The 13,998-nt window shown below is 43.6% G+C and carries 10 protein-coding genes; 9 read left to right on the top strand and 1 reads right to left on the bottom strand.

Annotated features, from left to right (window positions below; all coding sequences use genetic code 11):
- The first annotated feature begins 283 nt into the window (after positions 1-283).
- A complete protein-coding gene (locus LLF92_05425; protein MCE5340554.1) occupies positions 284-2,251 on the top strand; it encodes an APC family permease in 1,968 nt (655 codons plus the stop codon).
- A 42-nt stretch (positions 2,252-2,293) separates the two neighbouring features.
- Here LLF92_05425 and LLF92_05420 read toward each other — a convergent pair whose 3' ends face one another.
- Positions 2,294-4,237, bottom strand: coding sequence for an ABC-F family ATP-binding cassette domain-containing protein (locus tag LLF92_05420; protein MCE5340553.1), 1,944 nt, complete (start codon positions 4,235-4,237; stop codon positions 2,294-2,296).
- Positions 4,238-4,554: 317 nt separating this feature from the next.
- Between LLF92_05420 and LLF92_05415 the strand changes: the two genes are divergently transcribed.
- The 8 genes from LLF92_05415 to nifJ all read left to right on the top strand — a co-directional run bounded on the left by LLF92_05415 (position 4,555) and on the right by nifJ (position 13,480).
- Positions 4,555-5,334 carry a TIGR04255 family protein gene (locus LLF92_05415; protein ID MCE5340552.1) on the top strand — a complete coding sequence of 260 codons (780 nt, stop codon included), beginning with the start codon at positions 4,555-4,557 and terminating at the stop codon, positions 5,332-5,334.
- On the top strand, positions 5,327-5,647 hold the full coding sequence (locus LLF92_05410) for a hypothetical protein (protein ID MCE5340551.1): 321 nt from the start codon (positions 5,327-5,329) through the stop codon (positions 5,645-5,647). The genes LLF92_05415 and LLF92_05410 overlap by 8 nt, the downstream gene beginning before the upstream one ends.
- Before the next feature lie 13 nt (positions 5,648-5,660).
- Positions 5,661-6,293, top strand: a complete 633-nt coding sequence (locus tag LLF92_05405) for a hypothetical protein (GenBank protein MCE5340550.1) — start codon at positions 5,661-5,663, stop codon at positions 6,291-6,293.
- Positions 6,294-6,457: 164 nt separating this feature from the next.
- The gene (gene rho, locus LLF92_05400; GenBank protein MCE5340549.1) at positions 6,458-7,558 is read left to right on the top strand and encodes a transcription termination factor Rho; all 1,101 of its coding nucleotides are present in this window, start codon (positions 6,458-6,460) and stop codon (positions 7,556-7,558) included.
- A gap of 4 nt (positions 7,559-7,562) precedes the next feature.
- A complete protein-coding gene (locus LLF92_05395) occupies positions 7,563-8,432 on the top strand; it encodes a hypothetical protein (GenBank protein MCE5340548.1) in 870 nt (289 codons plus the stop codon).
- Position 8,433: 1 nt separating this feature from the next.
- Positions 8,434-9,249 (top strand): type II secretion system GspH family protein, encoded by an 816-nt coding sequence (locus LLF92_05390; protein ID MCE5340547.1) that lies wholly within the window; start codon positions 8,434-8,436, stop codon positions 9,247-9,249.
- A gap of 141 nt (positions 9,250-9,390) precedes the next feature.
- Positions 9,391-9,561 (top strand): hypothetical protein, encoded by a 171-nt coding sequence (locus LLF92_05385; GenBank protein MCE5340546.1) that lies wholly within the window; start codon positions 9,391-9,393, stop codon positions 9,559-9,561.
- A gap of 316 nt (positions 9,562-9,877) precedes the next feature.
- Positions 9,878-13,480: a pyruvate:ferredoxin (flavodoxin) oxidoreductase gene (nifJ, locus tag LLF92_05380; GenBank protein MCE5340545.1), complete on the top strand. Its 3,603-nt coding sequence runs from the start codon at positions 9,878-9,880 to the stop codon at positions 13,478-13,480.
- Positions 13,481-13,998: the final 518 nt, after the last annotated feature.

Here is a 13,998-nt window from a genome sequence, read left to right as displayed (position 1 = left end):
TAGAGTATTGACAAAGTGTTGATTTGTTGTTCTAATATTCACACAGCCTAAATTTGGTGTCCTTCCTGACATCGAATGCGGGGAACCCGCTTTCCTTGATTAAGGACGGGGCGTACGTCTACTGGTAACAGATGACAAGACTACTTCTAAAGTCGAGCCCGTCAGCTAACTCCGTCGGCATTTGGAAGGGCAATCCTATAGGCCTTATTTGGTATAAGGTCCATGGTTCCCATTTATTATTTTTGACGCAATTTTTCTGCGCAATTTTTTTAAAGGGAATAAAATGAACAATAGAAACCTTGTGAAAGATATTTTTGTCGGCAAAGCAAAAGACCTGTATGACAAAAAAGTGTTTCACAACATTTCATTAATCGCATTGCTTGCATGGGTAGGTCTTGGCGCTGATGGTTTGTCTTCATCATGTTATGGTCCTGAAGAATCATTTAGGTCGCTTGGTCAACATTCTGTATTGTCATTGTTTGTAGGCCTTGCCTGTATGATAACAATTATGGTACTTTGCGCAAGTTATTCGCAGATTATCGAACTTTTCCCCGGTGGCGGTGGTGGTTATCTGGTCGCCAGCAAATTACTTTCGCCGACATTTGGCGCAATTTCAGGCTGTGCGCTTCTGATAGATTATGTTTTGACAATCGCTCTTTCCATATCCAGCGGAACGGATGCGTTGTTTTCGATTTTGCCGCCTCATTGGCTTTCAGTGAAAGTTCCGTTCGCGGTTGCAATAACTATGATTATGATAGTTGTCAATTTGCGAGGCGTAAAAGAATCGGTAACTTTTTGTATGCCTGTGTTTTTTACTTTTCTTGCAACATATCTGTTTACCATTTTATATACGATTGCGACTCACGTGGGAAGTGTGCCGTTAATTGTAAATCAAGTCGGTACCGATTTACGTACTGCACATTCGCAAATCGGATCGTGGGGAATATTTATGCTGCTGATACGCTCTTACAGCGTTGGTGCAGGTACATATACAGGTATTGAAGCGGTAAGCAACGGACTGCCTTTGCTGCGGGAGCCAAAAGTTGCTACAGGCCGACGAACAATGGTATATATGGCGGTGTCACTGGTTTTTGTTGTCGGCGGATTATTTTTATCTTACCTGCTGTATAATGTAGGCTTGGAATCAGGAAAAACTTTAAATGCCTCACTTGTCGAAAAGATGACTGCCAATTGGCCTAACGGCCTAGGACAGGGGTTTGTATGGGTAACAATGATTTCATCTATGGCACTGTTGTGTATTGCTGCACAGACGGGCTTTTTGGACGGCCCGAGAATTATGTCGAATATGGCCGTTGACAGATGGTTTCCTTCGCGTTTTTCAATATTAAGTAGTCGGCTTGTTACGCAAAACGGTGTTATGATTATGGGGATTTCCGCGATTGTTTTAATTTTAGCTACTCGCGGAAGAGTGGGGTTCCTTGTTGTGCTTTACAGTATCAATGTTTTCATCACATTTACGTTATCGCAATTGGGTATGATAAAGCACTGGTGGAATGATAGAAAAACTGAACGTAAATGGTTCTACAAATTAAGTATTAATGGTGTTGGTTTTTGTTTAACGCTTTTTATTCTTGTGTTGTTGAGTATTGTAAAATTCTGGGATGGCGGCTGGGTTACACTTGTTGCCACTGGTTTGCTTGTTGCGTTCGCATTTGCCGTTCGCGGCCATTACAGAGGCGTAATGCTTAAACTGACAAGGCTTCGCAAATTAGCCGAACAATTCGAATCTAATTCCCAAAGTAAGCCTGAACCGCAGGCCGTTGTTTGTGATAATACTGCGAAAACCGCGGTTATTTTTGTCAGTGGTTTTAACGGTCTGGGTGTTCATACGCTTCTGTCGATTAATCGTATGTTTGAAGGCTCGTTTAAAAATTATGTATTCATTAACGCAGGCGTTGTCGATGCGGGTAATTTCAAAGGCTCTGGTGAAATCGAAAAATTAAAAGAATTCATCGATAATGAATCGAAACGTTACGTCGATTGTATGAAACGTTTGGGATATTATTCTGAATTTCTTACGGATATCGGCACAGATGTGGTTGAAACAACAAGTGAACTGGCCGATAAAACAGCTTCCAAATTTCCAAACTCGGTATTTTTCGGCGGTCAGCTTGTGTTTGACCACGAATCAATTGTTACACGTTTGCTGCACAACCATACTGTTTTTGCGCTTCAAAGAAAGCTTTTCCGGCAGGGCCAGACTTTTGTAGTGTTGCCTATCAGGGTATAGCAGAATATTTTTAAAATTCCAGCGGCAAACCAGCGGAATTGGCTAATTGCTTGTTCTTAGTTCATATACCCTGTAAAGCAGTTCGAGGTATTGCTCTTTTTCTTTGGCTTGGGCATGTACCTGCGCGAGCAGTTTATAATCTTTATAAATTTTTTCATCGCCGAAGCTTTCGTGCAGTTTCTTAATCTCCGTCTCGGTTTTCTCAATTGCCTGCTCAATTTTTCCCACCTGCCAGCCGTTAAATTGTTTCAGTTCCGGTGGGGTCGTCTTTCGCGGCTTGTCCTGCGTTGATTTTTTCGTTGACGCAGACTGCTTTTGAGTTTCTCGTGCCAAAGCTCTCTGCTCTAAAAGTTCGGTATATTGACGAAATGAGCCGTCGATAAATTCAAATTTACCAGGTGCCATTTTCCCAAGTTCGTCCGCACCGAGCACAATAAGCCGTCGGACTGTTCTATCGAGGAAAAACCTGTCGTGGCTTATGATTATGATTGTACCGGCGTAATCCTGCAGCGCATTTTCAAGCGCTTCGATACTTGGGATATCAAGGTGATTTGTCGGCTCGTCGAGAATTAAAACTTCCGGCTCGGACAAAACGAGTTTGCAAAGCGCAAGCCTGTTTCGTTCTCCGCCGCTAAGGTCGGCGACTTTCTTGAACGCATCATCTTTGACAAACAAAAACGCGCCGAGGCGTCTGCGCATCTGTTCGGGCAGCATTTCAGGAATGACAGACATCGCCTCTTCAAGCACGGTATTTTCCGAATCAAGCTCCGCTCCCGCCTGGTCGAGATAGCCCACCGAAAGTGACGGCTTAATCGTGATTTTTCCCGCGGTCGGCTCGATTTGGCCGATCGCCAGTTTCAGCAGCGTTGTTTTACCCATGCCGTTAGGGCCGATGATACCCATTCGCTGGCCGGTCATAAGTTCGAAACTTAAATTTTCAAACAGCGTCAGGCTGCCGAAACTTTTTGTAATATTTTTGCAATTTACCGCGGCATCCACTCGCTTGCCTTTGCTTTCCACCTCGGCGAATTTAAAACTAAGTTCCCTTGACGACGTTGGTTTTTCCAGAAAGTCTGGATTCTTCTTTAGAAGGGTGTCGAGTCGGGTTTGTCGGCCCTGTGCGACCTTTTTGCTTCCTTTGCGGTTTATATTGCGAACGATAAAGTCGCGGGTCTTTTCGACAAATTCCGCTCGTTGTTCGTATTGACGCTCCAGTTCAAGGTCGCGTCTTTCTTTTTCCAGTCTGTACGTGCTGTAATTGCCGGTGAAAACATTTGCTTTGTTGTCTCTGATTTCCACGATTTTACAAACGAGCCTGTCGAGCATAAATCTGTCGTGGCTGACAATCATCGCCGCGCCGTTATAACTCCTCAAGAATTTTTCAAGCCACTGTGTTGCGTCCCAGTCCAGATGGTTTGTCGGCTCGTCGAGCAAAAGCAGGTTCGAGCCGGCAAGCAAAACTTTGGCAAGTCCCAGTCGTGATAGCTGCCCGCCGCTTAACTGCGTTGTTTTTAAGGTGTAATGTTTTTCCTGAAGACCAAGACCGGATGCGATTTCTTTTATTTTCGTTTCGTATTTATAGCCGCCTGCGATTTCAAATTCGCCGGACAGTCTTTCGTATTGCTGCATTGCAGAGTGTAATTCTTCGCCGGAAAGCGAGCTTAACTCTTCGGCTGCGTCGTGCAGCCTTTTTTGCAGGTCGAGTATTTCCTGTGCGCCGCTGTGCAGCTCTTCGAGTACGGTTTTTTCGCCGGTGAAGACCGGTTCCTGCGGCAGATATCCGATTCGAAGGCCTTTTCGCTGGTGAATATCGCCCGCGTCGGCCTGTATTATTCCGAGAATTAGTTTCAGCAGCGTAGTTTTTCCGCACCCGTTACTGCCGACAAGCCCGATTTTTTCAGCGGGGTATATCTTCAAATCCAGCCGGTCAAAAATCGTCTGCGAGTCGAATGACGTATGTATATTTTTTAAACTTATTATTGGCATTGGGACATTATACAGAATTTTTATAAACTTTTCCCCCAAAAAATTATATCTTGATGAAGAGATGTAACTAAAATCTATAGCTTGCCGACCATACCAATTTAGACTCCTTGCCTGCGGGGGGGGGGGGGGGGCATCCTCGATAGTTTTCTTCTGCCGCCCCAATATTTCGCATCGCAAATTTTAAATCTCAAATCTTCATTTTTACAATTTTATTGTTTTTCCCCTTTTTCAGGCTACAATTACTCTTGCATTGAGGGATTGCTTTTTTCTTTTGTTATGTTATAATGCATTATTCCTATTTAAACAAAGGATATTAAATGGCAGAAGTACAGTTACCGAATCCTCCCATTGTAGAAGCTTTGGTCGAAGTAAGATGGGCAATGGAGAAAACATCAGAACAGAATCCCGATCCTTATTATCAATTGCTTCTCGGAAGTTTTTATCAAAAGATAAAAAAAGATTATCCATTTCATGAAGCTTTACCGGCATCTTCAATACCAGACGAGATTACTGGTTCAGTTGTTAAACACCGTTTTCGTGTTGCAGAAAATTCATGGCCTTTAATTCAAATAGGCCCTGGAATAATGACCATCAATCAATCAGATGGATATACAACCTTTGAAAAATTTAAGCCGATGCCAATTAATGCTATAAATGCTTTATTTGAAATACATCCCAATCCCAAAGAACTTAAAATTAAAAATCTTGTATTAAGATATATAGATGCTGTAAAAGTAGACTGTTCTCAAGTAAATATTTTAGATTTTATTAGTGATAGTATGCATACACCTGTTAAATTGCCGAATTTTATAATTCAGGATGAAAATTTTGAAAAAAAGCCAACTGGTCTTAAATGGCAAACGTCTTTAAGATGTCATCAACCAGCAGGAATGGCCACTTTGGCTTTTTCTACTGGAACACGAGAAGGAAAACCGGCATTGATTTGGGAACAAATATTGAAGTCAGAAAATGATGATATTGATGAAATGCCACAGAAGTTCGAAACTTGGATAGATTCGGCTCATAACGTAGTTCATAAATGGTTTCAAAATATTATTGAAGGTGATTTGAGAACGGAGTTTTCACGAAATGGATAAAGACATCAATAGTTCAGACTTAAAAAAGGATGATATATCTTCCGCTCCTGTAGCAAGCAATATAGAAAAGAATGTTATAAAAGTACCACCTGAAGAACTTTACAAAATGTCTTCTTGTTCAACTAATGCTGAAATATCAGATGTATTGACTGTGCAACCTGAAGTTCACAGTGAAGTTTTTAATACTTATGTAGTATCCGCAAGATATAAAATAACGTTAGAACAAGCTCGTAGAATGGCGATGAACGCTGCCAAAAGATCGCAAAAACGTCATGAAATTTTTTTAAGAGAAAATGAAGATAGTGAAATTTAATTGGTGATGAATAATGATATATGAATTTCCTAAAGAAGATAAGCCTATTAGACAGGGTGATATTTTTTTAGGTATTCCCAAAGTACAAATTGAGCTTGCAACGGGTTTAGCAGTAATAGAACCTTCTAATGATATTATAAACACCCCTTGGGATGCTATTTGGGATAAGAAAGAACCTACCCCAACAGTTTTATCTGTTTTACCGGTTCCTGCTATAGTTGTCAGTCAAAATTGTGATACGCGTTGGGGAGAATCGATTACACTTTGTGAAATTAAAGAGTTTGATCAAGTTGAAAAAAATGCAGCTACTGCTATTAAATTAAGCAGTATGATTAGTATCATAACGCAACACGCTCGGTGGAAGTTAAAATGGTTTTATCTACCTCCGGATAATAAACTAGGGTTTGACAAAAGAATGGCTGTAGATTTTTTAAACACGATACGTGTATTGCGAGATGACCTTGTAATGTTTATTAAGTTACGTAAAGGCTGTTTGAAACCTGTTGCAAATGACCATTTCAGAGAACGCCTGGCTCATTTTTATCGAAGATATGCGTATGATGAATGGTACCCACTTAGTAAAGAAGAGATGGATATCTATTCCAAAAATGATCCAACAGTAAGCAGGTATGATTGGCAAAAATAAAAATACTGAATAAATAATTAGAGACGTTTACCTATTTAAAAGAACACATCCAAAAAAATGCGAGCGGAGGGATCTGACCTCGCCTGCGGCGTGCAAGTCTCTGCATCTTTTCGGATAAATATTTTTCTAATTTTCCCTGAAAAACAATTTGGAGAATTGATTTAATGCCGGATATTGCCAGTGGAATTTTAAAATTTGATAGGAATGGAACAGGACGTTTGGTCAGTGTCGAAAGGTCGCTGCGGCCGAGTCCTGCGGATATAATTGTGCCTGCGCAGATGATGCGCCAATATAGGCTTGCCGAAGGGGCGGTAATAGCTGGTACGTTTAATACTGTCGGCGGCAGGAAAGAATTATCGGCAATCGATTCGGTATGCGGCTTAAAGCCCGAAGATTTTCAAAATCGCAAGCCTTTTAATGACCTTGTCGCGGTGAATCCGGACAAGCGGTTTAATCTCGCCAAAAGCGGCGAGCGCAGTATGCGGATAGTTGATCTTGTTGCGCCGATAGGGCGGGGAACTCGCGGCTTGATAATCGCGCCGCCCAAAGCCGGTAAAACAGTACTGCTCGGCCAAATCGCAGAAGCAATTCTTTATGACGACCCGAAAGCGCACGTGATTGTGCTGTTGATAGACGAAAGGCCTGAAGAGGTTACGAGTTTCAGGCGGAAAATAAAAGCGGCGGATGTTCTGGCAAGTACTATCGATGGAACTAACGCCGAGCATATTGCGCTTGCGGAGTTGCTGCTTGCGAATATAAAAATTGAACTCGAATGCGGCAGGGATGTTGTGATTCTTGTGGATAGTTTGACACGGATGGGCAGGTCGTTTAACCGCAGGGGGGCGGGGACGGGCAGAGTTATGTCCGGCGGCATAGAGGTCGGTGCATTGGATATACCGCGAAGTTTTTTTGGAATGGCACGGAATGTCGAGAACGGCGGGTCGGTTACGATTATCGCTACCATACTTGTCGATACCGGCTCACGAATGGACCAGTTGATTCATGAGGAATTTAAAGGGACTGGCAACAGCGAGATAGTTCTTGATCGTTCGCTTGCCGAGGCGAGAATATTTCCTGCGATAGACCTTCCTGCAAGCGGTACGCGAAAGGAAGAAATTTTGTATAGCCCGCAGGATATGAAAGGGCTTTCGACGATGAGAAGGGTGCTGTCGAGTTACAGACCTAAAGAGGCGATTGAGGCGATGGACAAACTGCTGCAAAAATATCCGACCAATGAAGAATTTCTAAAAAGCATGGCGAGGTAAGAGAATGAACAGGATATTTATAATATTTGTTTTATTAATTTGCGTCAGCACTTTGCACGCGGATTATTTTAATCCTCCGCAATGGCAGTCGAGCCGGGATTATACGCATCAGAGCTGGGACTTTGGCCATGATAAAAACGACGAGCCAAATATTCCCGCAAAGCCGGATGGCGAACCGACCTGGATAAATTCGTTCAGCGACACCGACATTCACGATTACAACACTCCGCGGTTGAAGGCTGTGGATTATGCTAATGAATTTTTGGCATTCTGGATGTATGTGCCGAGGGGCGGTTTGTCGTCAACAAGAGTAGGTGTTTACGGCGGTATGACGGATACGACTCTGACGTTTTATGTTCCTGACGGCGGCCAATGCGAGTATTGGCAAAGACGCCTGTGGATACAAATGACATATTTTGCCCGCAGCGATGATGGTGCAAAAAATTATGATATTCAGCTTGCCCGCGATGCAGGCTTTACTGATACGCAGGGCGTAACGACCATATGCGAAACGGTTGTGGATGCCTGCGAACCGACAGGCGACACCGGCAGATGGTACAGATTTACTGGCATATATAAATTTGATGAACAGCCTGTTCAGGAATATATAAAGCTGACTGTTTTTCAGTTGCCGCCGAGTTCATCGTATCCTGTTGGTGGGGCGGCGATGATTGATCAGGTCGATATCGATTGTCGAAGCGTTAATGTCGCCGATTTGAATGAGAATGATGTTGTCGATATGATTGACTTTGCGTTGTTCGCGAATCAATGGCGGCAGAGCGGCCAGAATTTGTCGGCGGATTTTGATAATAGTCAAAGCGTGGATTTTAACGATTTGGCCGTATTGGCGATTAACTGGCAGAGCGGTTTTTGATATGAAAAAACGTTTTGCTTTTACGTTGGTCGAATTGCTCGTGGTGATTTCGGTCATCGCTGCGCTGCTGGCGATTTTACTGCCTGTGCTGAATCGTGCCAGAGCGAATGCCGCCAAAATTGTCTGCGCGAAAAATTTGGGACAGATTTCGATTGCGATGGGCGCTTATGCTGTTGATTGGCAGAATCAAATTATAACCGCAAGGGAATTTTTTTTCAAACCAACGAAAGATAACATATCGAAAACGTGGTTTGTAAGTCTCCTGCCGTATGTTTCAAAGAAAGTAAGCATAAATACGGTAGAAGATATTTTCGCTAATTCGCCGAAGATATGGTTTTGCCCCAAAGACAAAGACCCGTACCCGACCGGCTTTTATAATTATCCTCACGGTAAAACGCTTACATCATACGCATTGAACGGCCTTTGTTCCGACAATGAGGTTTATTGGTCTGGCCCGCCGCTCAAACTTGGGCCCGCAGGCGGATTCACTTACGCTCAAATCCCGCAGCCGTCATCTTGTATGCTGATGACGGAAACGAGTTACGCTTCGCAGATTTATGATGCCGAGCATAAGAATGTACAGGATTTTACTGTCAGACGCGACGGCCATCACAGAATGACAAGCGGTTTTTATCATAGCCAGTCTATGAATGTAAGTTACGTTGATGGCCACGTCGGAAATATCAAAGGCCGAGAGGTTGATGCCGATGAAAAATATATTCCGTCGAATTACAAGACCGGCAAATTTTTATTTTGGCCGAAGCTGACTTTGCCGACGGCGAACGAATCACCCGCGTTTTGGGGACCGGGATATTAGTTTACTTCATGCAGAATTATTATTATAATGTAACGGTCTCTAAAAAATGTCATTGCGAGGAGTCCCGCTTCGGGACGACGAAGCAATCTCAATAATTTTGATATTTAATTTTTGATATTTGATTTTAGTTAGGAGATGGTTATGCCGTTAGAAATATGCAAAGGATGTAGGTTTTGGGAGTGGGACAACGAGCCGGCAGAAGTAAAATACGGCGTATGTCATCGATACCCCAAACTCGTTGAAGATTATGTGCTTGTAAAAGAGGACTACTGGTGCGGCGAGTTCAAGGGTAAAAGCCAGTTGCACACCTAAAGCAAACTGGGTTCACATTTTTCTTTGCACAAATTTTACTCATTTTACGCATCCTAAAAAAAGATTTGCCATTTATCCTTATATATATACAATGAATTATTCAAAATTTTCGGATTTTCGAGATTGTGGATAGTCTCAATGCACAAGGCAGCCGCAAGGAGTACAGGTTGCCGAACATAACCGTTATATTGTTTGCGATTGAATTTTCCCGCTAATCCGCGGGTAAGTGCTTTGAGAATAAAAACGTACTTTTTTAATCGCGGGAATTTACTACCCTGAAGGGTATATTTATTTTAATAGCTTATAGGAGCATATTATGTCGAACAGAGTTATGATTGACGGCAATACAGCTGCCGCTCACGTGGCCCACGCCACGAATGAAGTCATCGCCATATATCCGATCACACCAAGTTCGGTTATGGGCGAGCTTGCTGACGCCAAGACTGCGGCCGGCAAGACTAATATTTGGGGTACAATCCCAAGTGTTACGGAAATGCAGTCAGAAGCAGGCGCAGCCGGTGCAGTTCACGGCGCACTGGTAGCAGGTGCTTTAACAACAACATTCACCGCATCGCAGGGGCTTTTGTTGATGGTCCCAAACATGTATAAAATCGCCGGAGAACTTACGCCGACCGTGTTCCACGTTACTGCGCGTTCGCTGGCATGTCAGGCACTGTCGATTTTCGGCGACCATTCAGACGTTATGGCTTGTCGTCAGACAGGTTTTGCGATGTTATGTTCCGGAAGTGTTCAGGAAGTTATGGATATGGCGTTGATATCGCAGCAGGCGACTTTGAAATCGCGTATTCCGTTCCTGCATTTCTTTGATGGTTTCAGAACGAGTCACGAAATACAGAAGGTTGAAGAGATTAGTTACGATCAGATGCGTGAAATGATTGACAATTCTCTGGTTGCCGCTCACAAGCAGCGTGCATTGAGTCCTGACCATCCACAGATTTCAGGAACAAGTCAGAACCCGGACGTTTATTTCCAGGGTCGTGAAACAGTTAATAAATTTTATGATGCCGTTCCGCAAATCGTTCAGGAAACGATGGACAAATTTGCGAAAGTTGTCGGCAGACAATATCACCTGTTCGATTATGTCGGCGCTCCTGATGCTGAAAAAATCATTATCATTATGGGCTCCGGCGGCGAAACAGCTCACGAAACAGTTGAATATCTCGTGTCTAAAGGTGAGAAAGTCGGTGTTTTGAAAATCAGACTCTTTAGACCTTTCAGCAACAGAGATTTTATGGCTGCGATTCCAAAATCAGTTAAGAAAATCGCGGTTCTCGACAGAACAAAAGAGCCGGGTTCACTTGGTGAACCTTTATATATGGATGTTCGCACAGGTATCGGCGAAGCAATGGCCGACAAGTACGCACCGTTCAAAGAGTATCCGCTGGTCGTCGGCGGCAGATACGGCCTTGGCTCAAAGGAATTCACACCTGCGATGGTAAAGGCAGTATTTGACAATCTCGACGCAAGTGCACCGAAGAACCATTTCATGGTTGGTATCGAAGACGATGTTACTAACAAGAGTCTGATTGTTGATGATTCGTTCAATATTCCGGCCGAAGGTCTTTATACCGCTATGTTCTATGGTCTGGGTTCGGACGGAACAGTCGGCGCAAATAAAAACTCAATCAAAATCATCGGCGATTTGACAGACAACTACGCACAGGGCTATTTCGTTTACGATTCGAAAAAAGCCGGTGCAAAAACCGTATCGCATCTTCGGTTCGGCAAAAACATAATTCGCAGACCATACCTGATTCGTCAGGCTGATTTTGTCGCATGTCATAATTCGAGCTTCATCGAAAAATACGATATGCTTGGAAATATCAAGCCCGGCGGCATATTCCTGATGACAAGCATGCACGGCAAAGACAGTATATGGAATACATTGCCCATCGAACTTCAAACGCAAATCGTCAATAAGAAAGTTAAATTCTATTGCATGGACGCGACTTCAATCGCTGAAAAATTAGGAATGGGTTCGAGAATCAACGTGATTATGCAGACCGCGTTCTTCAAAATCAGCAGCATTATTCCAATTGAAAAATCAGTCGAAGCGATCAAGAAAGCTATTCAAAAGAGCTATGGCAAAAAAGGCCAGAAAGTTGTCGATTTGAATAACTCCGCTGTTGATGCGGCTTTGAGCGAAGTTTACGAAGTTACAGTTCCGGCTTCAGTAACAAGCAAAACAAAGATGCCGCCGGCCGTTCCTGCCGATGCACCGAAATTCGTCAAAGAAGTTCTCGGCGAAATTATTGCCGACAAAGGCGATAAAATCCCGGTCAGCAAGATGCCAATCGACGGCAAATTCCCAAGCGGCACAACACAATACGAAAAGAGAAATATTGCCGTTCACATTCCTGTTTGGGAACCGACAGTATGTATTCAATGCGGACAGTGCTCACTCGTTTGCCCGCACGCAGCGATAAGAGTTAAAGCTTATGACGCGAAATACGCTGAAAAAGCACCGAAGACATTCAAGTGCGCCGAAGCGAAAGGCAAAGAACTGGCCGGTATGAAATTCACCGTTCAGGTCGCACCGGAAGACTGCACAGGTTGCGGAAATTGCGTTATGACTTGTCCGGGCGTTGAAAAAGACGCTAACAAACAGCCGACCGGCAAAAAAGCGATTAATATGTCTCTGCAGGAACCGTTAAGAATGTCCGAAAGAGAAAATTACGCTCACTTCCTGTCGATTCCAAATACCGACCCGTCATTGTTCAAGACTAATACGGTAAAGGGAAGCCAGCTTGTTCAGCCGTTGTTCGAATACTCCGGCGCATGTGCAGGCTGCGGCGAAACGCCGTATGTTAAATTGCTCACGCAGTTATTTGGCGACAGAGCTATGATTGGTAACGCGACAGGCTGCTCGTCGATTTACGGCGGAAACCTGCCGACAACGCCTTACACTGTAAATCAGAACGGCAGAGGCCCCGCATGGAGCAACAGCTTGTTTGAAGATAACGCGGAGTTCGCTCTGGGTATGAGACTTACAGTTGATAAGTTCAAAGAGTTCGCGGTAGAGTTAGTTGCCGCTGCCGCAGGCAAAGGCTGCGTTGACAAGGCATTGGCCGAAGAAATAAAACAGGCTGCGATTGCCAACGACCCGGCACAGGCTGAAATTGAAAAACAAAGAGCAAGAGTTCAGAAGCTCAAAGATGCTTGCGGCGGAAAAGACTGTCCGGAATGCAAACAGCTTTTAACAGTTGCTGATTATCTCGTTCGCAAGAGCGTATGGGCACTTGGCGGCGATGGCTGGGCTTATGATATCGGCTACGGCGGCGTTGACCACGTCCTTGCAAGCGGCAAGAATATTAATATTCTCGTTCTTGACACGGAAGTATATTCGAACACTGGCGGTCAGATGTCAAAATCGACTCCAAGAGCCGCGGTTGCACAATTCGCAGCAGCAGGCAAAACTATGGGCAAGAAAGATATGGCAATGCTCGCGATGACTTACGGAAATATTTACGTCGCCAGAGTCGCGCTTGGTGCGAATATGGCACAGACCGTAAAGGCCTTCGCCGAAGCGGAAAGCTATAACGGCCCGTCTCTTATTCTTGCTTACTCACATTGTATCGCACACGGCTACAATCTGCTCGATGGCTATGAGCATCAGAAACAGGCTGTCGCAAGCGGTTATTGGCCGTTGTACAGATACAATCCTGATTTGAAGGCAGCAGGCCAGAATCCGTTGCAGTTGGATTCGAAAGCTCCGACGGCTAATTTCGTTGATTATGCTTACAGCGAGAACAGATACCGTATGTTGAAGGATTCAAAACCTGAAGTTGCAGAAAAGTTGATGAAACTTGCAACGCAGGATGTTGCTGAAAGATTTAATCTCATTCAGCAGCTTGCGAATCTTCAGTGCGGCAACTGCCAGAAAACAGAAAATAAATAATCGTTGATTATTTATAGTAAAACAAAAAACCCGACAACGTATGTTGCCGGGTTTTTTTATGCAATCCGTCACTTTTCGTCGAAGCTAAGCGGAGATCCCCGAACGGGGACGTATTCGTTTTTCACTTATAAAAAATCCGCAAGTTTCACAAACACCGATTTTCAATTTTTGTTATTTCTTACGATTTCGCTGCCATTTTATATCAATTTAACTTATTCCAGTGCGTTTTACTGTGATTTAATAATTTTTTTTATTTGCGAAACTTGCGCCTTGCGCGATTTTGTGTTCAAGAACGCGCACTATCGACTATCAACTAACAACTGACAACTACATATAGTATGTTTAAAAATTTGCGCAAGCGAAAACCTGCGAAAATTTTAGGCTCTTCCGGCAAATGAGTTGGTAGGGTTGCAAAAAAAGGACATAGCATTATTATAGGTGGAAAAAAATAAACCACCTATTGGAGTATAAAGCTATGTCCACAAGTCTGTTGTATCATACCTTTGGTATTCGTTCTG

This window comes from Planctomycetaceae bacterium, from assembly GCA_021371795.1.
In the GTDB taxonomy this organism is placed as follows: Bacteria; Planctomycetota; Phycisphaerae; order Sedimentisphaerales; family UBA12454; genus UBA12454.
Note: the sequence above shows the minus strand (reverse complement) of the source record. Positions and strands in the feature narration are given on the sequence as shown.